At 40.0% G+C, this 21,944-nt stretch carries 18 protein-coding genes and 1 pseudogene; 12 read left to right on the top strand and 7 right to left on the bottom strand.

The features are described from left to right. Positions 1-6 precede the first annotated feature (6 nt). Positions 7-1,047 (bottom strand): LacI family DNA-binding transcriptional regulator, encoded by a 1,041-nt coding sequence (locus IEE83_RS01275; RefSeq protein WP_194118835.1) that lies wholly within the window; start codon positions 1,045-1,047, stop codon positions 7-9. Between the two features lie 278 nt (positions 1,048-1,325). Between IEE83_RS01275 and kduD the strand changes: the two genes are divergently transcribed. The 8 genes from kduD (at position 1,326) to IEE83_RS01235 (ending at position 9,790) form a co-directional block, all read left to right on the top strand. Further along, positions 1,326-2,096, top strand: coding sequence for a 2-dehydro-3-deoxy-D-gluconate 5-dehydrogenase KduD (gene kduD / locus IEE83_RS01270; protein ID WP_194118834.1), 771 nt, complete (start codon positions 1,326-1,328; stop codon positions 2,094-2,096). A 156-nt stretch (positions 2,097-2,252) separates the two neighbouring features. Then, the gene (gene kduI / locus IEE83_RS01265) at positions 2,253-3,083 is read left to right on the top strand and encodes a 5-dehydro-4-deoxy-D-glucuronate isomerase (RefSeq protein ID WP_194118833.1); all 831 of its coding nucleotides are present in this window, start codon (positions 2,253-2,255) and stop codon (positions 3,081-3,083) included. Between the two features lie 515 nt (positions 3,084-3,598). Next, positions 3,599-3,943: a cupin domain-containing protein gene (locus tag IEE83_RS01260; RefSeq protein ID WP_194118832.1), complete on the top strand. Its 345-nt coding sequence runs from the start codon at positions 3,599-3,601 to the stop codon at positions 3,941-3,943. Between the two features lie 38 nt (positions 3,944-3,981). Continuing rightward, positions 3,982-4,416, top strand: a complete 435-nt coding sequence (locus IEE83_RS01255) for a cupin domain-containing protein (protein WP_194118831.1) — start codon at positions 3,982-3,984, stop codon at positions 4,414-4,416. A gap of 48 nt (positions 4,417-4,464) precedes the next feature. Continuing rightward, the gene (locus IEE83_RS01250; protein WP_194118830.1) at positions 4,465-6,378 is read left to right on the top strand and encodes a glycoside hydrolase family 88 protein; all 1,914 of its coding nucleotides are present in this window, start codon (positions 4,465-4,467) and stop codon (positions 6,376-6,378) included. Positions 6,379-6,412: 34 nt separating this feature from the next. Next, on the top strand, positions 6,413-7,942 hold the full coding sequence (locus IEE83_RS01245) for a tagaturonate reductase (RefSeq protein WP_194118829.1): 1,530 nt from the start codon (positions 6,413-6,415) through the stop codon (positions 7,940-7,942). Between the two features lie 59 nt (positions 7,943-8,001). Further along, positions 8,002-9,282, top strand: coding sequence for an MFS transporter (locus IEE83_RS01240; protein WP_194123245.1), 1,281 nt, complete (start codon positions 8,002-8,004; stop codon positions 9,280-9,282). A 73-nt stretch (positions 9,283-9,355) separates the two neighbouring features. Then, positions 9,356-9,790, top strand: coding sequence for a nuclear transport factor 2 family protein (locus IEE83_RS01235; RefSeq protein ID WP_194118828.1), 435 nt, complete (start codon positions 9,356-9,358; stop codon positions 9,788-9,790). Between the two features lie 433 nt (positions 9,791-10,223). On the opposite strand, the pseudogene IEE83_RS01230 reads toward IEE83_RS01235, so the two are convergent. Then, positions 10,224-10,751: pseudogene (locus IEE83_RS01230) on the bottom strand (transposase); the annotation flags it as partial. Between the two features lie 329 nt (positions 10,752-11,080). On the opposite strand from IEE83_RS01230, the gene IEE83_RS01225 reads away from it, so the two are divergent. Further along, positions 11,081-12,163: an alkaline phosphatase family protein gene (locus IEE83_RS01225; protein WP_194118827.1), complete on the top strand. Its 1,083-nt coding sequence runs from the start codon at positions 11,081-11,083 to the stop codon at positions 12,161-12,163. A 28-nt stretch (positions 12,164-12,191) separates the two neighbouring features. On the opposite strand, the gene IEE83_RS01220 is transcribed toward IEE83_RS01225, so the two are convergent. The 3 genes from IEE83_RS01220 to IEE83_RS01210 form a co-directional block, all read right to left on the bottom strand. Beyond that, the gene (locus IEE83_RS01220) at positions 12,192-12,743 is read right to left on the bottom strand and encodes a hypothetical protein (RefSeq protein ID WP_194118826.1); all 552 of its coding nucleotides are present in this window, start codon (positions 12,741-12,743) and stop codon (positions 12,192-12,194) included. A gap of 288 nt (positions 12,744-13,031) precedes the next feature. Beyond that, positions 13,032-14,246, bottom strand: coding sequence for an ATP-grasp domain-containing protein (locus IEE83_RS01215; RefSeq protein ID WP_194118825.1), 1,215 nt, complete (start codon positions 14,244-14,246; stop codon positions 13,032-13,034). Positions 14,247-14,455: 209 nt separating this feature from the next. Then, a complete protein-coding gene (locus IEE83_RS01210; protein ID WP_194118824.1) occupies positions 14,456-15,847 on the bottom strand; it encodes a leucyl aminopeptidase family protein in 1,392 nt (463 codons plus the stop codon). A gap of 175 nt (positions 15,848-16,022) precedes the next feature. On the opposite strand from IEE83_RS01210, the gene IEE83_RS01205 reads away from it, so the two are divergent. Next, entirely contained in the window at positions 16,023-17,420 is a 1,398-nt protein-coding gene (locus IEE83_RS01205) for a glycoside hydrolase family 88/105 protein (RefSeq protein ID WP_194118823.1), read from the top strand. Between the two features lie 129 nt (positions 17,421-17,549). On the opposite strand, the gene IEE83_RS01200 is transcribed toward IEE83_RS01205, so the two are convergent. Next, the gene (locus tag IEE83_RS01200) at positions 17,550-19,100 is read right to left on the bottom strand and encodes a M20/M25/M40 family metallo-hydrolase (RefSeq protein ID WP_194118822.1); all 1,551 of its coding nucleotides are present in this window, start codon (positions 19,098-19,100) and stop codon (positions 17,550-17,552) included. A 232-nt stretch (positions 19,101-19,332) separates the two neighbouring features. Between IEE83_RS01200 and IEE83_RS01195 the strand changes: the two genes are divergently transcribed. Further along, complete coding sequence (locus IEE83_RS01195; protein ID WP_194118821.1) at positions 19,333-19,569, top strand: acyl carrier protein; 237 nt, start codon at positions 19,333-19,335, stop codon at positions 19,567-19,569. A 314-nt stretch (positions 19,570-19,883) separates the two neighbouring features. Here the strand turns inward: IEE83_RS01195 and IEE83_RS01190 are convergent, their stop codons facing one another. Further along, positions 19,884-20,729 (bottom strand): AraC family transcriptional regulator, encoded by an 846-nt coding sequence (locus IEE83_RS01190; protein WP_194118820.1) that lies wholly within the window; start codon positions 20,727-20,729, stop codon positions 19,884-19,886. 214 nt (positions 20,730-20,943) lie between these two features. On the opposite strand from IEE83_RS01190, the gene IEE83_RS01185 reads away from it, so the two are divergent. Beyond that, entirely contained in the window at positions 20,944-21,915 is a 972-nt protein-coding gene (locus IEE83_RS01185) for a phytanoyl-CoA dioxygenase family protein (RefSeq protein ID WP_194118819.1), read from the top strand. The last annotated feature ends 29 nt before the right edge of the window (positions 21,916-21,944 follow it).

The following is a 21,944-nucleotide window of genomic DNA, read 5'->3' as shown; positions in this document are numbered from 1 at the left end:
TGAATACTAGGAAACATTTACAGTTTTACCGGCAGTAGACTCCCGGATCATCAAAGAAGTTTTTAATGATCTGCTTTCAAAAATAGTAGGTTTTTTAGGATGTTCAATCAGTTTGATCAAAAGTTCAGTCGCCTGGTTTCCCATATCCATGGCAGGTTGAACGACTGCTGTTAATGGCGGATTTAGTAATTCAGCAACACCAATATTGGTAAACCCAACAATGGCAATTTCTTCGGGAATGCGGATATGTTTTCGGTGTAAAACAGAAAGACAACCCGTTGTGATTCTGTCGCTGGCTGTGAAAATAGCATCCGGAACTTCCTCCATATCCAGTAATTCCTGCACAGCAGTTTCATTTTCACTCACAACCATACCGCCGTGGTGACAATATTTTACATAAGATTCATCAAATGGAATACCATGATCTTCCAAAGCTTTTCGATAGCCTGCAAGTCGTTCCATTGTGATCGACAAATAGATCGGGCTGGTAATATGCGCAATCTTTCTTTTCCCCGTTTTGATCAAATGCTCTGTGGCCTGATAACTTCCACCAAAATTATCCGCAACGATTTTATGTGTATCAACTTTTTTGGGAACACGGTCGAAGAAAACAATTGGAAGTCCTTTATCGAGCAATTCCTCAAAATGCGATATATCCGTTGTAAGGCTCGATAAGGATACGAGCAAACCATCCACTTTTCTCGAAACAAGATAATTGGTGTTGGCAACCTCCCGCTCGTAAGATTCATGACTTTGAAAAATCACAACATGGTAGCCCATATTGTAAGCGATGGATTCAATGCCATTAATAAGCTGAGAGAAAAAATTATTGGCGATTTCAGGTAAAATTACACCGATGGATTTGCTCTTACTGTCCCGTAAACTCAACGCAATCGGATTAGGCCGGTAATTCATTTTCTCGGCATATTCCAAAACGAGTTTCTTGGTTTCAGTATTGATCTCATAACTATTCCGCAACGCACGGGAAACCGTGGAAGTGGATAAATTTAAGGCCCGGGCAATATCTTTTATGGTAATCGTTTCCAAAGAATATATTTGTTTATTGCAATTTATTCCTGAATTAACTCTACAAATCCTTCCAATGAGTGAAGATACAAAATTCGACTACAAATCTGCAACGATCCGCTGGCAAACTTCAAACTTGAATGAATGGTAACGTTCCCGATAACGATTGCACAAAAAAAGGCCGGGCATTGTTTGATGTTTCTGATTATTAAATCTAAACTCGTTAAAATTCATATTTGTTTTCCGGCACATTCTTTTTTATTGATTGAAATACCGGAAAAGCTACAAGAACCATTTAGATGAATAGTACAAATTTATTCGACCTGACCGGAAAAACTGCGCTGGTAACAGGTTGCAACCGGGGAATAGGTAAAGCAATGGCCGAAGCTCTGGCAGAGGCAGGCGCAGATATTATAGGCGTTTCGTCCTCCCTTCCCGCTACTGAAAGTGAAATTCAAAAATCCATTACAGAAATAGGACGGAAATTTTACCCGTATCAGGTTGATTTGGGGGATCGTGAAAGTCTGTATTCTTTTATCAAAAAAGTAAAAGAAGAACATCAAACGATTGATATTCTGGTGAATAATGCCGGCATCATTTTACGCCAACCGGCTGCCGAACATTCAGATGAATACTGGGACCAGGTTTTAAACATTAATCTGGACGCTCCGTTTATCCTTTCGCGTGAATTTGGTAAGGAAATGGTCACCAGAGGTTATGGTAAAATTATTTTCACCGCTTCATTATTGACTTTTCAGGGTGGTATTAATGTTCCCGGATACACGGCGTCTAAAAGTGCCATAGGTGGTTTGGTAAAGGCGCTGGCCAATGAATGGGCTGGAAAAGGTGTTAATGTAAATGCCATTGCTCCGGGTTACATCAATACTGATAATACCGAAGCGCTTAGAAATGACCCGGTCAGAAGTAAATCCATTCTCGACAGAATTCCTGCCGGAAGATGGGGTTTGCCGGAAGATTTTAAAGGCCCGGTTTTATTCCTTGCTTCGGATGCTTCCAATTATGTTAATGGAACCACTTTGACGGTGGATGGTGGATGGATGGGGAGGTAATTTTGATTGAGTGAATGATAGAATGAGTGAATGTTGGCTCGGTCAATTTTGAATGATAGAATGTTGGCTTGGTTGAAGTAAAAGATATTGGAATTATATAAAGTGCTGTTTTGTGAAAAGCTAACCGTTAATCGCTAACAGCCAAAAGCTAAAATTATGGAAATCAGATTTGAGAGTAGCCGTAAAGAAGTTTCCCAGATGAATACTGAAACTTTGCGTGAGAATTTTTTAATTGAAAATATTTTTGAAAATGATAAAATCAGCTGGGTTTATTCGCACTATGATCGTGTAATGATCGGCAGTGCAATTCCGGCAACTTCTCCTCTGACTTTGGAAACTTTTGATTCGCTGAAAAGTAATTACTTTTTAGAGAGACGGGAAATTGGTATCATCAATATTGGTGGAGACGGAAAAGTTACGGCGGATGGAGAAGAAATTGCGATCAGTAAAATGGGTTGTATTTATGTTGGAAAAGGTACTGAGAAAGTGGTTTTTTCTAGTGACGACAGTGCCAATCCGGCAGCATTTTATTTATTATCTTCCCCTGCACATCATACTTATCCAACCCGTTTATTTACCAAAGAAGATGCAACGCCTGTAACAATTGGAAGTCCTGAAACTTCCAATCACAGAACGATTTATAAATATATTCACCTGGACGGAATTCAAAGTTGTCAGCTTGTAATGGGTCTTACTGTTTTAAAAACAGGAAGCGTTTGGAATACTATGCCGTCGCATGTACATGACAGACGAATGGAAGCCTATTTATATTTTGACGTTCCTGCAAACCAGCGCGTTTTACACTTAATGGGAGAACCTTCGGAAACCCGTCATTTATGGATTTCTGACCGCCAGGCAATCATTTCTCCACCTTGGTCGATACATTCGGGATGTGGAACTTCAAATTATTCTTTCATCTGGGGCATGGCCGGAGAAAATAAAGATTATACCGATATGGACGCAGTCGCGATCAGCGATTTGAAATAATAATACAAAAATGGAGGGAGTTTGGAAAGTCTGCTGGCTTAACCAAACTCTTTTTTATTGGTTTAATGCTAAATGAATTTCACTGGATTTGATAACCAGACCCGCAAAGAATCAAACTTCCTGACTGTTTAAGGTCAAATTTTAAACCCCAGCAATAAAATTTGCCGACTGGCAACGTTCCCGATAACGATTGCACAACAAAAGACAATTTTTTATTTGATAATTATAATTAATAGCTCTAAACTCGTCTTGTTCGATTGATATCTGTTTTCTGTTTTATATATGATTTATCAAAAAAAGTCAATTATCAAAACTGGTGCGGAGCACCGAAATAATTGTAGAAGAACAAAGAAATAGAATAATTCAAAAAGGTGCGGAGCAACGAAATAATTGTAGAAAGAACATACATATCGGATAATTCAAAAAGGTGCGGAGCACCGAAATAATTGTAGAAACTAGCAATAAACTTCTCAAATCAGAAAGGTGCGAAGCAACGAAATATTCAAACAGCAACGATGGACCAAAAAGGAAAACAATTTATTGCCGATTCTGATATAGCATGGGAAGATTTAGGCGGCGGCGTTAAACGAAAAATAATGTCCTACGATGAAAATGTAATGATGGTAAAAGTTGCATTTGAAACCGGCGGAATAGGTTCGTTACATAATCACGTTCACAGACAAATCAGCTATGTAGACAGCGGCATATTTGAAATCACAATTGAAGAAAATAAGAAAATACTAAAACAGGGAGATGCATTTTTCATCCCTCCCAATCTTGTCCACGGCGCTTTATGCATTGAAAAAGGAACATTAATAGACATTTTCACACCGTTCCGTGAAGATTTCATATCGAAATAAATTAAACAAAATACTACTCAAAAACTTGACATTCCTCGATGAAATACATTAGCCAGATTCTCAAAATATCATTTTTCTGCTCCATTCTTTTTGTTTCAGCCACACACACATTCGCTCAAAATACCCAGGCAAAAGCGGCTAATGGGAAACAATTCATTGTGGATGCAGACATTCCATGGCAAGACCTGGGTGGTGGATTAAAACGTAAGATCATGTCCTACGATGAAACGATGATGATGGTAAAAATTGATTTCCAAAAAGGCGGAATCGGGACACCACACAAACATGTACATACCCAAATGAGCTACGTTGTCAGCGGCGTTTTTGAGGTTACGATTGGAGACAAAAAACAGGTTTTAAAACAAGGAGATGGCTATTATATTCCTTCCAACATCATGCACGGCGCAGTTTGTCTGGAACCCGGCGTTTTGATCGATATGTTTACGCCGATGCGTGAAGATTTTGTAAAATAAAAACCCTCTTCTTATATCTGATTGAAGATCAATACTATTCCTTTCCGCATGAAACCAACGATCGCTTTTCTTCTTTTCTGTTTTCTGTCTATCGCTGCAAAAGCTCAGGCTCCGTGGTCAAGACGTATGGCAGATTCATTTATTGCCCGTAACAAAGATTCCATTCTGGTAGGAAAAAGCACGCTTACACGCTGGGATTATGAACAGGGATTGATGTTGAAAGCAATAGAAAAAGTTTGGTATCGAAGCGGAGAAGGAAAATATTTTGAATATATCCGAAAAGATCTGGATCAGTATGTGAAGGAAGACGGAAGTATCAGAACATACAAACCGGAAGATTTGAATCTGGATAATTTACCTCCCGGAAGAGCTTTACTAACTGCCTATCAACAGACGCAGCCAGACAAAGAAAAATACAAAAAAGCGGCTGATCTGCTTTGGAAACAACTGGAAGAACAGCCAAAAACCAAGGAAGGGGGTTATTGGCATAAAAAACGTTATCCAAACCAGATGTGGCTTGACGGACTTTTTATGGCCGAACCATTCGCCGCAGAATACAGTCTTTTGTTTAATCATCCTGAACATTTTGACGACATCGCCAGACAATTCGAGCTGATAGAAAAATATGCCGTTGACCCAAAAACAGGTTTGATTTATCATGGTTATGATGAAAGTAAAGAACAAAAATGGGCTGATAAAACGACAGGCGTTTCACCACATTTCTGGGGACGGGCCATTGGCTGGTATGCGATGGCTTTGGTGGAAGTGCTGGATTATCTCCCGAAAGATCATCCCAAACGCGCTGAACTGATAAAATATCTTCAAAGACTGGCTCCGGTTTTGGCAAAATATCAGGATAAAAATTCCGGCTTATGGTATCAGATTGTCGATCAGGGAAATCGCAAAGGCAATTATTTTGAAGCGTCCGCATCCTGCATGTTTGTTTATGCTTTGGCAAAAGGATCTCGTCTGGGATATATTCCTGCCACTTACGCATTAACCGCCAAACGTGGATACGAAGGAATTCTAAAATCGTTTATTGTCAAGGAATCCGATGGATTGATCAGTATTGACAAAACCGTTAGCGTAGGCGGACTTGGCGGTACGCCTTACCGTGACGGCACCTACGAATATTATTTAAGCGAACTGATTCGGAAAAATGATTTAAAGGGAGTCGGGCCGTTTATTATGGCCAGTGTTGAAATGGAAATCGCTGCGGAAAATAATATTGGAAATGGTAAAAAAGTTGCCTTGGATTATTATTTCAACCATGAATTCAGAAAAAATGCAGCAGGTCAGCAAGAGCCATTCCACTATACCTGGGAAGATCGTCAGCATTCAGGATTTTGGCTTTGGGGAAATATTTATCATGATTTAGGCGCACAAACGGTGTCCATTCCTGCCGCTCCAACGGCTGAGAATCTTAAAGGAATTGATGTCTACATCATTGTTGATCCTGATACAAAAAAAGAAACCGCTACACCGAATTTTGTTCAACCAAAAGACATTGCTGAAATTGAAAAATGGGTGAAAGCCGGTGGTGTTTTGATGCTGATGGCTAATGATACTTCAAACTGTGAAATCCCTCATTTCAATGAACTGGCCAAAGTTTTTGGTATTCAGTTTACGAATAAAAACAGGAATATGGTGCAGGGAACGCAATTCGAACAAGGGCGGATTGATGTGACCACAGACAGGAATATTTTCACAACGGCCAGCAAATTATATATCAAAGAATTATCTCCCCTTGCCTTAACAAATAATGCAAAATCTGCACTGACAGATCATGGAGATATTATTATGGCGGTTTCCAAATATGGAAAAGGAACCGTTTTTGCGATTGGTGATCCCTGGATTTATAACGAATACCTGGACGGAAGAAGAATCGATAACAGCTTCCAGAACTTCGATGCAGCCAAAGAACTTTCAATCTGGTTGTTGAAACAAGCAGCAAAAAAATAAAAGTGCCGGCTATCATGATCAAGATTTACAAATTATGAATTACCTATTTCGTGAACATTTACGGCGGCTTCGGAATAATCCGGACGTGATCGTGCCGGACGATTCCATTTTTCAATTGCCTGAAAAAATAATTCAATTCGGAACCGGCGCATTTTTGCGTGGATTGGCAGATTATTATGTTGATAAAGCAAACCGTCAGGGGATTTTCAACGGACGAATTGTTGTCATAAAATCAACGGATCAGGGTGATTTAAAAGCTTTCGAGCGGCAGGATAATTTATACACGCTGGCTATGAAAGGCGTACAAAATGGAAAACTGGTTGAAGAAACGATTATTTCTTCTTCTATCAGTCGGGTCATATCTGCCAAAAACCAATGGTCGCTTGTGCTTGATTGTGCAAGAAATCCTGCTATTAAAATTGCATTTTCGAATACAACCGAACTTGGTATTCAGCTAGTTCAGGATGATATTTATCAATGGCCGCCCGTTTCATTTCCGGGAAAATTGCTCGCTTTTTTATATACACGTTTCAAAGCTTTTGGAGGAAATCCGGATGCCGGTTTGGTGATCGTCCCGACTGAATTGATTTCTGATAATGGCAAAAAACTGGAATCAATTGTTCTGGAACTGGCTCATAGAAATGGTCTGGAAAGTTCGTTTATCGATTGGCTCGAACAATGTAATTCCTTTTGTAATTCTCTGGTTGATCGCATCGTTCCCGGCCGGCCCGACGATTCAATTAAAAAAGAAATCGAAGAGCAGCTTGGCTATAAAGATGATCTCATGATCATTTCAGAATATTATGGTCTCTGGGCGATTGAGGGGGATAAAAAAGTAAAAGAAATTCTATCATTCAGTCAGGTTGATGCTGGTGTAATCATTGAACCCGACATTGAATTATACCGTGAATTAAAACTTCGGATACTAAATGGCGCACATACCTTGGGATGCGGATTAGCGTATTTGAGCGGCTTTCCAACAGTTGCAGAAGCAATGGAAGATGAGTTGTTTTCTTCTTTTATTAAGAATTTAATCCAGAACGAAATTGCTGTTGCTATTCCTTATCCGGTTAGTACCGAGCGGACACAAAAGTTCAGCAAATTAATTCTGGATCGTTTCAGAAATCCTTACATCGGCCACAAATGGATCAACATTACACATAATTATTCAGCCAAAATCAATTCCAGAGTTATCCCCGCATTTCTTGAATTTCACAAAGAATACGGCGTCGCACCTGAATACATGACTTTTGGTTTTGCGGTATATATCTATTTTATGAAATCCACCAGAAAAGATGGTGACAATTATTACGGTTTTTCCAATGGAAGCAATTATTTGATTCAGGATCAGCGAGCCGCTTATTTTCACCAAAAATGGCAGCTTTCATCCTTAGCCGAAATGGTACATCTTATACTGAAAGATCCCTTTATTTGGGGAACAGACCTGACAAAATTGGGGGTATCAGAGGATAATGTCGTCCATTATCTGGAATCGATGATCACGCTTGGAACTGCTCAAACGCTCGCCGATTTCCTTACAAAAGCCGAATATGCCAAAATATAAATTTCAAACTCCGGTCACTATATCCCGTCGCGATTATGCTAACAACTGAAATTCCAAAAATGGAAACCCAAATGACGAAATACCGCTGGCGTATTGTAGCTCTTTTGTTTTTTGCAACCACAATTAATTATCTGGACAGACAGGTTTTAGGTTTGTTAAAACCCGCATTAGAAGCAGATTTTGCCTGGACGGAAAAAGATTTCAGTCATATTGTAATGGCTTTTCAGGCTGCTTACGCCATTTCGTTGATTGGTTTTGGAGCTATTATTGACAAAATCGGCACCAAGCTTGGATACATTATTTCAGTCGTAGTTTGGAGTATAGCCGCCATTTTACATGCTGCCGCCTCCGGAACATTGAGTTTTGGCTTTATGCGTGCGTTGCTTGGATTAGGTGAAGCTGGAAATTTCCCTGTTGCGATTAAGGCTACTGCTGAATGGTTTCCTAAAAAAGAACGCGCTCTGGCTACGGGAATATTTAATTCCGGAGCTAATATAGGTGCGGTTGTTGCCCCCATTATGGTTCCCTGGTTATTGGGTTCATATGGCTGGCAGGAAGCATTTTTGATCACTGGCGCGCTGGGTTTTGTCTGGTTAATTTTCTGGTTCAGGTATTATGAAGTTCCGGCAAAACAAGCAAGAATCAACCAGGCCGAATTCGAGTATATTCACAGCGATAACGAACCGGATACGAGTAAAGAGGCCCCCGTAAAGTGGCTTGATCTTTTCAAAGTGCGCCAAACCTGGGCTTTTGTTTTTGGGAAAATGCTGACGGATCCAATCTGGTGGTTTTTCCTTTATTGGCTTCCATCTTATTTTGCTGAGGCTTTTAAACTGAATCTCTCAAAACCAAGTTTGGAATTAGTGATTGTTTACACCGCAACAACCATCGGCAGTATCGGCGGTGGTTATCTTTCCGGCGCCTTGATAAAAAAAGGCTGGCCAATATTTCGTGCTCGAAAAACTTCGATGTTTATTTTTGCCATTCTTGTCACTCCAATTATGTTGGCTCAGTATACAACCAATATCTGGCAGGCTGTATTTTTGATCAGTTTGGCCGCAGCTGCTCATCAGGCCTGGAGTGCCAATATTTTCACAACGGCATCCGATATGTTTCCCAAAAAAGCTGTAAGTTCTGTGGTGGGAATTGGCGGAATGGCCGGATCAGTAGGTGGGATACTTTTTCCGCTTATGGTAGGTATTATTCTTGATAATTATAAAACAGCAGGAAATATTGGTGGCGGTTATAATATCATTTTCATCATCTGCGGTTTTGCTTATCTGCTCGCATGGACGGTAATGCACTTTTTTGCACCAAAAATGGAACAGGTGAAAATTTAATCTGGCTGTCGGCGATCGGCTTTCAGTTCTAAGTTTGAATACATCTTTAATGACTTAATTATTTAGTGAAATTATGAAAAGAACATTTTTTGTTGCCGCCTTTTTTTTACTCACAAATCTGATATCCTTCGCACAAAGTGCTGACGAAAAAGCGGTTGGCGATGCGGTTGAAAAATTAAGAAAAGCAATTGTTGACGCGGATGGAACGACATTGACAAAACTTACTTCTCCCCTTTTATCTTACGGCCACTCAAACGGAAATCTCGAAGATCAAAAGGAGTTTGTTCGGGCTATAACAAGCGGTGAATCACATTTTACTCGTATTGACCTTTCAGATCAGACAATTTCAATTTCGGGAGACCTGGCCATCGTTCGTCATAAATTGATGGGCGATACGCATAACAAAGGAAAAGATCCTGCTCCGGTTAAACTGGGCGTGCTTTATGTTTGGCAGAAGGTGAAAGGGAGTTGGTTATTGCTGGGGAGACAGGCGTTTAAATTGCCTTGATTTTTTTAAGAAGAAATAGGAACATTTTAAATAATAGAAAAGGGCAATCGTTGGGCTCCCGTTGGGGCAATCCCTCGTGGTTGCCCTTTTTCTATTATCCGGGAATTATTTAGGGCTAGTATTTTACTATCAAAAATATTTGGATGGCGGATTTATTAGTGATTAACAACATTCCGGTGATTTTCGGGCGATTAATAACATTCCAAATAATTCGGCGATTAATAACATTCCGGATAATTCGGCGATTAATAACATTCCGGATGATTCTGGATGATTAATAACATTCGGGATAATTCCGGGTGATTATTAACATTCCGGATAATTCCGGGCGATAATAACATTCCGGATAATTCCGGGATTAATAACATCATGGATAATTCCGGGCGATAATAACATCCTGGATAATTCCGGGCGACCACAAGGGTCGCCCCTACCTGAACCTATCCTCCTGCCATCTTTTTGGGTTTTCTATGATGTAATTGGCGATGTTATTTAATGAAATTTCATTTCTGATAATGTGTTCGTAATAATTTCGCTGCCATAATTTCTTATTGAATTTCTTCCAATTGGAGGTTTTAACGGCTTGGATGTACTTTACTGTGGTAATGGATTTGAAGGCGGAAATTATATCTCCGATGGTTGGGGCTTTCGTTAGGATAATCGTTGAGGCATTCGTCGGGATATCCGTTGGGGTATCCGTTGGACAATCCGTCGGGGTATCCGTTGGGGTATCCGTTGGGGCAATCCCTTGTGGTTGCCCTCTTTCAATTATCCGTAAACTATCTAGGGCTCGGAGCTCCTCCGGGTCTTGGGCGACCACAAGGGTCGCCCCTACGATTTCCACAATCCCATGAAAATGGTTTGGCATCATGATAAATTCGTGCAACCGTATATCAATGAAACGATCAGACAAACTCAACCATTCTTTCTCAATCATTTTTCCAGCTTCGTTCAATATCATTTCTCCATCTGTTATCTCGCCGAAGAGAGGTTCGCGGTCTTGACAACATCATGTGATAAAGTATAATCCTTCTTTTGAATAATCATACCCGTCTAATCGTATGGATCGACGGTGATGAATTTCCGGATCGTAGTAACTCATAACTTTTGCAATTCGAAAGTATAAAAGTTACTGACGCAGATTTTTCAAAAAGTAATCACGGGCTAAATTGCAGACCCAATATTCACAATATCATAATGCACTTTTAGGAAGGTAAAATGGCCTTTACAACCAAAAACAAGGTAGTATGTTTAGCACATTCCTAATGATTTTTATCTTCAAAATAAACAATGAAAAAGTTACGGCTTCCAATATTTCTTCTATTGTCAATTGCCAATACTTTCTCACAATCCCGAAAAACGGAAAATCTGATTGTGGTGGTCCTTGATGGAATGCGGTGGCAGGAAATATTCGGAGGAGCCGATTCTCTCATTATCAACAATCCGCTTTTCACCAAAGACAAAAACCGGATTCAAAAACAGTTTTGGGATAACGATCCAAGCAAACGAAGAGAAATGTTATTCCCATTTCTTTGGAAAACATTGGGAACGAACGGGCAGATATATGGAAACAGAAATCTGAAAAATGAAGTTAACGTTAGTAATCCGTTTCAGATGACTTATCCTGGTTTTAGCGAAATGCTGACTGGCTATGCAGATCCGGCCATTAGTTCTAACAGACTGATAGTAAGCAAATCAGATAACGTTCTTGAATTTATTAATAAACAAAAAAACTATGAAGGGAAAGTGGCAGTGTTTGCGACTTCGGATTTGTTTCCTTATCTGTTAAATCGTCACAATAGCAAATTGTATATCAATTCAGATACCGACACGCTGGGTTTCAACTCAAAAGAATTCAATCTGTTGAATGAAATGCAGAAATTAACATCTAAGCCAACAACAGAAAGACCTGATTTGCTTACCTATTTCGCCGCAAAAGAATATTTGAAGGCTTACAAACCCAAAGTGCTTTACCTGGCTCTCGGCGAAACGGATGCATTTGCACATCAGGGCAATTATGATCAATACCTGGAAACCGCCAAAGCTGAGGATAACATGATTGCGAAATTATGGAAATTAGCCCAGTCAATTCCTCAATATAAAAACAAAACGACATTAATATTAACCTGCGACCATGGACGTGGTGATTTAATTAAAGAACAATGGACAGCTCATGGACCAAAAATCCAGGATTCAGGACAAATCTGGATAGCGGCCATTGGACCGGATACCAAGGCCTTGGGAGAAGTGAAAACACCGGAAAAATTATTTCAGGCTCAACTTGCAGCGAGCATGGCCGCGGTTCTGGGTTTTACATATCTGCCCAAAACACACGAAGCCATGAAACCTGTTTTTTCAATATTCACAAAATAAAACGATGGTCCTGCAAAGGAAATAATTCCTACTTTTCATCATAAATTTTCAAACCCCCTTTGTAAAATCCAGTCAGTGATTTCCCCGCCAGATCTTCTTTGCAATCGAAAGTGATGGTATAATCGGTTCCGTCTTTTTTAACAGTAACTTTCCCCGACATGATTTCATGAAATTCGCCTTCCGAGGTGGAGTAATTTGCGTTAAAAACGGTATAAGCGTTACCAAAAGTTTTGGCCTGATAAGTATAATAAGGATCAAAATTGTATTCTCCATCACCCAACACTGTCGAAGCCGGACTGAATATTTCCAGATAAAGTGTGTGACCGATTCCCGATGTTGAATCAATTTTACCGCCACTTTCATGAATTTTTATTCCTGAGGAATGCAGGAATAATACTTGTGCATTTCCCTGAGTTGAAGATAATTGCCCAAAATTTAAGACAACCCCGCCCGACAGTTCAAATTCGGTACCATCGTAGGTCATTATATTTTTGGGAACTACCTCTTCATCTTTTTTACATCCAAAAAAGAGAAAAGTGATGATGGCAAAAAGATAATGTGATTTAGTAAAGTGCGACATAGCAATGTGGGTTAGAGATGAGAAATGGCAAGCGTACTGTTAAACATTTATAAAAATGAATTCTTTAAGTACTGCACTTATTCACCTTCTGACATTTTTGCTTCTAAATTCTGCGCTCTTACCCAAATGCTCGGAGATGTAAAAAAGGCATTCAGATTGTTATAAATAAATACAATCTGAATGCCTGAAAACTGTTTACATGAAATAATATCAATGAATTACTATTCTCACTAATATACTCATTTACAAATTATTAATATTACTACATACTATTTCAAAATCAAAATATTAATGTGAAGGTCGATCCGGAGCAGGCGCAGAAGCGTGATAATCGTTCTGAATTATCTCTGCGTATTTATCTAAAAGTTCAATCACTTTGTCGCGGTGCTTTGAACGGACAACCAGGCCGACATGATATTCCTCATCCATTCTCCATACAATTTCGGGATCATTGAAAACAGACATATCCGGCCATTGCTGGCGGGTTAGGGAAATGATAATCCCGGAATATTCTTTACGAACTGGCGGCAATTTAAAATTTTCGCCATTCGCTTCTGCCGTTTCCATTTTCGCCCATTCCTTCCACAAATTAATTCCGGAAGAGGCTTCCACCATTTCTGATAAATGCGCTCCTCCAACTCTTGAAGAAGTTTCAAGAAAATAATATTTTCCATCATCTTTCGAGCGGATCACTTCTGTATGGGAAGCGCTGTGTCTCAAACCAAAAGCTTTCAAAACATCAATAGAAATCGTTTCTAACGCATGTGCTTCTGATGAATCAAAAGGAACAGTTACTGAACGAAATATTCCACCGCCATGGGCTACATCAAATGGAGGAGCAAGATATTTGCTGTTCCAGGAGAAAATAACTCTGCCGTTCATGGATAGCGAATCAACGTGATACACGTCGCCCGGTTTGAATTGTTCAACCAGATAGGCGTGGCGCTTGTCGCCAAGTTCATGGATTGTCTCCCACAATTCTTCGCGGTTGTGCATTTTTTTTATCCCCGTAGCTGACGCTTCCGAACGTGGTTTGATCATCCAGGGTCCCGGATGTTCATCTATAAAACGGTTGATAAGATCATCATTAAAAAGAGCGCAAAAACCTGGGACTAAAATTCCGGACTCCAGTGCCTTGGTACGCATCGCCAGTTTGTCGCGAAAATATTTTCCTGTGGTTTGTCCCATACCGGGAATCCGGAAATATTCACGGATCAATGATGCTTTTTCAACATCAAAATCATCCAGTGCCACCACCCGATCGATCATCCGGCTGCGCATCACATAGGCAAGGCCGGTTACGACCTCATCCATATTGTAAGTTTTGTCCTCTCCTTCTTCTATGTAAAAAAACTCGTCAACCGATTCACGTGCCCAAGGTTTCTGATCCAGTTTTTTGGCCGTCAACAAGTAAACCGTATTACCTGCATTTTTGCAGGCTCTCAGAAAATCATTCCCTTTGAAATAGGTGGAAATACATAGAAAAGTTAAAGGACGCGCCATAAAAGTAGATTAATGTGATAGGTATGTATGTCAAATTTTCCCGCCATGAAAAACTGTGCCCGGAAAACTTCCTTTCTCAAATCTAACAAAAACAAGCTATTAATCAAGTAAAGCCTGAGTTAAATTTATGTCACATTAAAATTTAGAATAATAGCCCGAAATAATTTAAATTAAAGCAAGCTATTATTCAATTTGAAAACAAATGGCTGTTATAAAGCTGATAAATAATCTCTTAATAAACGGATTCCAAAAGCAGTTCCGGCTCTGCCCGGAGCAAATTCGGCCTCACCAAAAGCCATTCCGGCAATATCTAGATGCGCCCATTCGGGATGTTCATCGGTAAAAACTTCCAGAAATTTGGCTGCAACAATGGCGCCGGCGAAGGGTTTTCCGTGATAATTTTTCAAATCAGCAATATCCGAAGAAATTTCTTCTTTGTATTCATCCCAAATCGGTAAACGCCACAAACGCTCTCCCGTATTTTCACCTGCTTTTATCAAATCCGCAGCAAGATTATCACTGGAAGAAAAAAGTCCGGCTGCTTCATATCCAAGTGTTTGAATCACACTTCCGGTTAAAGTTGCCAGGTCAATAACTACATCAGGATTAAATTCCCGAACCGCATAACTTAGTCCGTCAGCCAGAATTAATCTTCCTTCCGCATCTGTATCAATGACTTCAATTGTTTTTCCTGCATAGGAATTTATGACGTCGCCCGGTTTCATGGAAGTTCCATCCACTGAATTTTCGGTAGAAGGAATAATACCAATAATCCTGACTGGCAACTTCAATTGCGCAGCCAATTCAACCATTCCCAAAACTGCTGCCGCACCGCCCATGTCACTTTTCATCAAATGCATATTGGTGGATGGTTTTATTGAAATTCCACCAGTGTCAAAAGTTACACCTTTTCCAACCAGCGCAATTGTTTTTTGGTAAGATTCAGGTTTATATTCGCTCACGATCATTACTGGCGGAACATCACTTCCTTTACTTACAGCAAGCAGGGCTTCCATCCCAAGTTCTCCCAGTTTTTCCTGATCAAAAACAGTTACCTTATATCCGTTTTTTTCACCGGATTCAATTGCCCAGTCGCCTAGAATTTCCGGTGATTTGTAATTTCCCGGTGCGTTCATCAAATCCATAATACGGATTTGGGTTAATGCTGTTTTATGCGCGAGATTTATTGCAGTCTCATTCTCGTTTGAAACTTGATCAACCAAAACGAAAAGTTTACCGCTTTCATTAAAAAACGTACTGAAAACTTTCGGCTCGGATTTATAAAGCTGAATGTTATAGCCACCCAGCATCATTCCATTTACAGCTGCTTCAATCCACTGCGTAGATTTGCCTTTTGCATCCAGAACAATTTGCTCGGGCCAACGGTCTTTACGTTTAAAGAAAAGTGACCGGAAGATTTTTAGAATAGCAGGAATTTTCGGCGTTTTTCCTAATCCCAGCCATATTTCACTTTCCGAAGGCCACCAGATCTCTCCTTTTTCAGCTTTAAAAACCTGCTGATTTTCCGGCTCCGAACCCGATTCAAAAGTGCGAAGTAGAAGTATGTTGCCTTGTGCTTCTATGGTTTGTAACAAATGCATATCATTCAATTAATAGTTTGGCATTAATTCAAAGCTAAGCATAGTCCGCGCTTAATTTAAATTTCGTATCAATTTATTGAAACAAACAGGAGAGTACGGGAATGTGAAGAAACTTTAAAAGATCATATTTGTGATAAGCAATAATACCATTTCTGACAAATAATCCAGACAATATATGTTCGTAAAACGTCTATCAAAACAATTTATATATCAGGGAATTATCCTCTCTTCATTATTGGTCGTACAAACACAAAATGCTGATGCCCAAAGAAATGAAACAAAAGCAAACGATTCCAATACACCGCTTCATTTGTTGCAGCCGGATTATCCGGTGCCTTATGGTTTGGTAAAAAAAGAAAATATTATCAATGATTTAAACCGTATTCATGCGTATTTAAACAAGGTGACGCCCACTGCTTTTGTCGATACAAAAACTGGAAAAACAGTTACGGATCTTACCAAAATTGATCAGAATACAGCTTTACAAAAAGGTGATTACCGGATTGTGAGTTATGAGTGGGGCGTTACTTATTCTTCCATGCTTCTGGCAAGTCAGGTTACCGGCGATCCAAGATTTAAAGAATATGCGGACAAGCGACTTCAATTTATAGCAGAATCTGTACCTTTTTTCAAAAAGATAAGTGCAGAACATGCTGATTGGGGAACAGCAGGACCCTTGAGAGGATTAGTAAATCCACATGCGCTGGACGACTGCGGTGCCATGTGCGCAGCCATGATCAAAGCAACCAGAGCCGGAACAACCGGGAATTTCCGTCCGCTCATTGATAGTCATATTGATTATATTTTAAACAAAGAACATAAGTTAAAAGACGGTTCTCTTGCCAGGAACAGGCCTCAGCCAAATACGATCTGGCTGGATGATTTATTCATGGCAGTGCCTGCTTTGGCACAAATGGGAAAACTGACGGGTGATAAAAAATATTATGACGAAGCTGTAAAACAGGTTTTACAAATTTCCGGCAGAATGTTTGATAAAAGTAAAGGTGTATACATGCACGGTTGGGTCGAAGGCATGACCGAACATCCTGAATTTCACTGGGCGCGCGCAAATGGCTGGGCCATTTTAACAAAAGTAGAATTGCTTGATGTGCTGCCAATAAATCACCCCGGACGACCAAAAATTTTGGAATTACTAAAAGCGCACGTTCGAGGCTTGGCTTCGTATCAATCAGGTTCAGGTTTCTGGCATCAGTTGCTGGACAGAAATGATTCTTATCTTGAAACTTCCGCCACAGCGATTTATGCGTATTCGATAGCAAAAGCAATTAACAACGGCTGGATTGACGGTCTGACTTACGCGCCCATGACACTTTTGGCGTGGAACGCCGTTTCAACAAAAATCAACAAAGAAGGACAAGTGGAAGGCACCTGCGTAGGAACCGGAATGGGCTTTGATCCGGCATTTTATTACCACCGCCCAATCAGCCCATTCGCTGCACACGGCTATGGACCCGTAATTATGGCCGGCGCAGAAGTGATTACTTTGCTGAATAACAAAGCCTTTGAAATCAATGACAGTTCTGTCCAGTTGGTGCAAAAAAAAGCAAATTGATAATAAATTAGACATCTGAAAAAATATTGAAGAGGAGCCTGATCATAAACCTGGCTCCTCTTCAATAAAAGAACAGTTAACAAATATTTCGAGCTAATTCATTAACAATTAACCCTTAACAATTAACAATTATTCAACCCCGCCTTTCCGCGTAGGACTCTTAACCGCAGGCCAAACACCCGGTTCCCCCTTTGCATTGGAGGGAAGAACACTTTTTTCACGGGAAGTTTTAGCCGGATCCTCACTCGCCTGATAAGCCATAATGGCGGCTAAAATTGCATTGCTGCGGACATCATCGAAAACAATTTTGTCATAAGTATCACGGTTGGTATGCCAGGTATAATTTCCGTATGACCAGTTTAATGAGCTCAGAGAAAATGCAGGAGCACCAGCCGCTACAAAAGAAGCAAAGTCAGATCCCCCACCACCAGGAGCACCAGGAAATCTGGTTTCAATCGGCGCCTTGATCGCATCAGGAACTTTGGACAACCAGCGTCCCAGATAATCATAAGCATTCAAAAATCCTTGTCCTGAAAGATTTACAACACGTCCTGTTCCATTATCCTGGTTGAAAACAGCCTGAATATTTTTAACGATTTCCGGGTGATCTTCAACAAAAGCACGTGATCCGTTCAATCCCTGTTCTTCACTTCCCCAGTGTCCAACCAGAATTGTGCGTTTTGGATTTGGATAAACTTTTTTCAAAATACGCATCGCCTCCATCATCGTCAAAGTACCTGTTCCGTTATCTGTTGCACCGGTACCGCCGTCCCATGAATCAAAATGCGCGGAAAGAATTACATATTCTTCCGGATTCGTGCTTCCTTTAATTTCAGCAATGGTGTTGAAAGTTGGCACCAGACCATTTTCCTTCGAATCTGCTTTTACGCTTATTTTCGGTGTGTGACCTGATTCAGCCAAACGATATAACAATGCGTAATCTTCCAGCGCGATATCAACCGTTGGAATCTTTTTCGTAGACGCTCCGAAAATTTTATTCACTCCAAATCCTTTTGACCAAAGTGAGCCAACAACACCTGCTGCACCTGCTTTTTCCAAAGCTGCCGGAAGTGTGCGTCCGTTATAACCCGTTTTAGCAATGCGCTTTGTCCAGGCTTCCGTCTGGGCATCACGTTCTTTTTTCATTTTGTCAAATGATTCCTTGGTTGCAAATTCCTGCCAGTTGTAGTCAGGACGACCCGTTGGCTGCAACATACTGGTCATTACAAATTTGCCTTTTACAGACGGTAACCATTTTGCAAAAGCAATAGAATCAGCAAGATCCGGAATGATGATCACCTCAGCAGTAACCGTTTTTCCTCCTGTTGACGGGCTCCATGCCAGTTGTGTTCCTTCCAAAGATTTTACGCGTGGGTAAACCATATCAATGTGCGAAGCGCCTCTTTCCCAGCCTCTCCATTCGCCCCATTTTTCATTTTTTGCAGAAATGCTCCATTCCTTATATTTCGCTACTGCCCAGTCATTTGCCTGCTGCATTTGCGGCGAACCAACCAGACGCGGCCCGATTACGTCAAGTAATTCATGTGCAAGTTTTTCCAGTTGGGAATTTTCAGTTGCTTCTTTAACAATTCCTTCAACGACAGGATCTTTGGTCTGTGCCTGCGTTAAAGTGGAGGTAATTAATAGTAATCCCAGTGAAAGCCCGGATAGTTTTTTCATGCTTCGTAATCTTATGGTTTTGGTTTATGTTTCTAAATTAGGAATATTGTTTCAACAAATAATTTAATCGCCAAATATTCTATTTTAGTCTTCAAATAACCTTATTAATAGTTTTCAATCTCAGACTACAAATATCTCTACTTAAAAATATTGCGAAAAAAGAGATGAGGTTGCCACAAAACGGGCCAATACATAGTATTCTTTTTATATCATAAACAAAATGATTTCTACTATGAAAGAGCAAATCAGGACATTACTGGCAACCAACTCCGGACTCCCATTTCAATCGATAACGGACGACGCAAATCTTTCACGCGATCTTGGACTCGACAGTCTGGATACAGTCGATTTGATATTACAAATGGAAGATCAGTTCAAAGTCTCAATTCCTGACGAAGATTATCCTAAACTGCAAACAGTGAAGGAGATCAGTGAATATTTGCAAAATAAAATGGCTGTTATTGCATGATATAGTTGAGGCTTACTTAAATTGGGTAAGCCTTTTTTGTCGAAAAAAATTGGTGATTTAATTCAAAAAGGAATTAGAAAAATAAATCCTATTTCATCAATTTCGTATTAGGAAGACGGCTTAGCCGTCATTTGTTTATAACTGGAATTTCTGAGCTAACCAAGTTTAACTCCGTAGGAGTTTCCTTGAATATTTTACCGAATTCGAAAATGTCAATAATTCCAGGAGGCTCCGACGGAGGCAGGAAACAATATCGCATTGTCGTTTTTTCTATAAATAGGAAGCTCCTAAGGAGCTGCAAAACTGTTTAACTATTATTTCAAATACCTTTTCTTAAACTCCGACGGATTTTCACCTTCCACTTTCTTAAACAATTTGTTGAAATAAGACAAACTCTCAAAACCGACTGCAAAGCAGGTTTCTGAGACTGTTTTATCTTGTAATAAATAATTCTTTGCCTGATTAATACGATATTGATTTACAAAATCTGTAAAAGTCATCTTCACATTTTTCTTAAAAAATCTGCAAAATGCGGCCGTGGTAAGATTAACCTGCTCTGCAATAAAATTGACATCCGGTTTTTGATCAAAATGCGTTTCGACATACTTGTAGATCGAATCCATTCGAAATTGTTCTTTTTGAAGTGATTTATTTCCTGCTGGTGTGTTATTCAAAATACTCACCTCCTCAGAGTTTGCCAATATTCTTAAAATTTGCAGCAGCGATATAAGCTGATCGAAATGGTTAAGTTCAGGCAAAGCTTTTAACTTTTCTCCTACCATTTGTTTTGTTGAACCTGAAAAAGAAAGTCCGAAATGGGATTGATCAAACAGCTTTTTAACTGCTGATAATTCAGGAATTTCAAGAAAATCCTTTCCAAGAAAATTTTCTTTCATTTGAATAATTACCTGTTCACATTCCGTTCTGACACCATAATCGAAGTTCAAATGTGGAATATTCGGACCGATAAAAACCAGATCGCTGCCCACATAAATTGATGTATGATCTCCCACGTGACGAGTCCCGCTCGTACCTTCAACGTAAACAATTTCATATTCCGGATGAAAATGCCACAGAAAAGTATCATTCAATCCGGGTGTTAGCAGGACTTTAAATGAACTTCCCTGATCAGGAGCAATTTCTTCACGAATAATTTTCATTGTTAGGGGTTAGCTGTTAGGGATGCCGGAATAATCTTGCTTAATAATAATCTGTATTTAAATTAATCAATTCTTGACTATCCTTTGCCCTTTCCAGAATTTTATTTACTAAAAATATCAATACAGAGCAAATAGTGGATATTGGAGCGGTTGAAATGGCGAGGCTCCACAAAGTAACTTTGTCCTATTAAATCACGCAAAAATATCATCTATTATGGAACATCAAACCATGGCTCCAACGATGGCGCCAACAAACGCTCATAAAGATATTCCCGGAAATCCTTCCACTGCAAAATCAAGTAATGTAAAACTGAACGACCGGAGTAATGGAAAACCGCTTGGATTGCTGACCGAAGAAGACTGGCAATTCTGGATCACAAACGGATATATTGTGATTAAGGATGCCGTTCCAAAGGAGCAGGTGAAAAAGCTTGCTGATTTTCTGTGGGAATTTGAAGAAAAAGATCCGAACGATCAGGAAACCTGGTATGCGCCGCCGCGTGCAGAAATGCAGATGAAAGAACTGACAAATACAGGAATGGTGGAAGTTTATAACCATCAATATATGTGGGACAACCGCCAGTTTCCGAAAGTGCATCAGGCATTTACGGATATTTGGGGCACAGAAAAATTATGGGTAACCATTGACCGTGCAAATCTGAATGTGCCGCTAAGACCAGGATTTGATTATAAAGGATTTATCCACTGGGATTATGATCCGGAAACAAAACCACAAAATGTCCAGGGCGTTTTGGCTTTGGCAGATCAGGATGATGAAAATATGGGTGGATTTCAATGTATCCCGGAATTGTTCAGAACCTATGATACCTGGAAATTGACGCAACCAGAGGACAGAAATCATTTTAAACCGGATACAACTGGTTTTGAATTGGTAAAAGTAAAAATGAACGCAGGAGATTTGCTGATTTTTAACAGTTCTCAGCCACATGGAATCCGCGCAAATCGTAGCGAAAACAAAGTGCGTCTGGCTCAATATATTGCGATGATGCCGGCGCAGGAAGACGACGAAGAATTGCGCCAATGGCGGATTAATTCCTGGAAAGAAAGACAAGCTCCGGAAGGTTATGCATTTCCAGGCGATCCCAGGAATTGGGAAAAGACGAAGTACGAGACGGCGGAGTTGTCGGAATTGGGGAGGAAATTGTTGGGGTTGGATAAGTGGTGAAAGGGATATAAAAAAGAAAGACAGGCTAT

It is taken from the genome of Dyadobacter subterraneus (genome assembly GCF_015221875.1).
In the GTDB taxonomy this organism is placed as follows: domain Bacteria; phylum Bacteroidota; class Bacteroidia; order Cytophagales; family Spirosomataceae; genus Dyadobacter; species Dyadobacter subterraneus.
The sequence above is the reverse complement of the archived record's forward strand: the minus strand, read 5'-3'. Positions and strand labels throughout refer to the sequence as shown.

What these genes read in the sequence shown, in the direction of transcription:
- kduD (WP_194118834.1), top strand. Translation starts at nt 1,326, where the DNA reads ATGAATAGTACAAATTTATTCGACCTGACCGGAAAAACTGCGCTGGTA.
- kduI (WP_194118833.1), top strand. Translation starts at nt 2,253, where the DNA reads ATGGAAATCAGATTTGAGAGTAGCCGTAAAGAAGTTTCCCAGATGAAT.
- IEE83_RS01260 (WP_194118832.1), top strand. Translation starts at nt 3,599, where the DNA reads ATGGACCAAAAAGGAAAACAATTTATTGCCGATTCTGATATAGCATGG.
- IEE83_RS01255 (WP_194118831.1), top strand. Translation starts at nt 3,982, where the DNA reads ATGAAATACATTAGCCAGATTCTCAAAATATCATTTTTCTGCTCCATT.
- IEE83_RS01250 (WP_194118830.1), top strand. Translation starts at nt 4,465, where the DNA reads ATGAAACCAACGATCGCTTTTCTTCTTTTCTGTTTTCTGTCTATCGCT.
- IEE83_RS01245 (WP_194118829.1), top strand. Translation starts at nt 6,413, where the DNA reads ATGAATTACCTATTTCGTGAACATTTACGGCGGCTTCGGAATAATCCG.
- IEE83_RS01240 (WP_194123245.1), top strand. Translation starts at nt 8,002, where the DNA reads ATGGAAACCCAAATGACGAAATACCGCTGGCGTATTGTAGCTCTTTTG.
- IEE83_RS01235 (WP_194118828.1), top strand. Translation starts at nt 9,356, where the DNA reads ATGAAAAGAACATTTTTTGTTGCCGCCTTTTTTTTACTCACAAATCTG.
- IEE83_RS01225 (WP_194118827.1), top strand. Translation starts at nt 11,081, where the DNA reads ATGAAAAAGTTACGGCTTCCAATATTTCTTCTATTGTCAATTGCCAAT.
- IEE83_RS01220 (WP_194118826.1), bottom strand. Translation starts at nt 12,743, where the DNA reads ATGTCGCACTTTACTAAATCACATTATCTTTTTGCCATCATCACTTTT.
- IEE83_RS01215 (WP_194118825.1), bottom strand. Translation starts at nt 14,246, where the DNA reads ATGGCGCGTCCTTTAACTTTTCTATGTATTTCCACCTATTTCAAAGGG.
- IEE83_RS01210 (WP_194118824.1), bottom strand. Translation starts at nt 15,847, where the DNA reads ATGCATTTGTTACAAACCATAGAAGCACAAGGCAACATACTTCTACTT.
- IEE83_RS01205 (WP_194118823.1), top strand. Translation starts at nt 16,023, where the DNA reads ATGTTCGTAAAACGTCTATCAAAACAATTTATATATCAGGGAATTATC.
- IEE83_RS01200 (WP_194118822.1), bottom strand. Translation starts at nt 19,100, where the DNA reads ATGAAAAAACTATCCGGGCTTTCACTGGGATTACTATTAATTACCTCC.
- IEE83_RS01195 (WP_194118821.1), top strand. Translation starts at nt 19,333, where the DNA reads ATGAAAGAGCAAATCAGGACATTACTGGCAACCAACTCCGGACTCCCA.
- IEE83_RS01190 (WP_194118820.1), bottom strand. Translation starts at nt 20,729, where the DNA reads ATGAAAATTATTCGTGAAGAAATTGCTCCTGATCAGGGAAGTTCATTT.
- IEE83_RS01185 (WP_194118819.1), top strand. Translation starts at nt 20,944, where the DNA reads ATGGAACATCAAACCATGGCTCCAACGATGGCGCCAACAAACGCTCAT.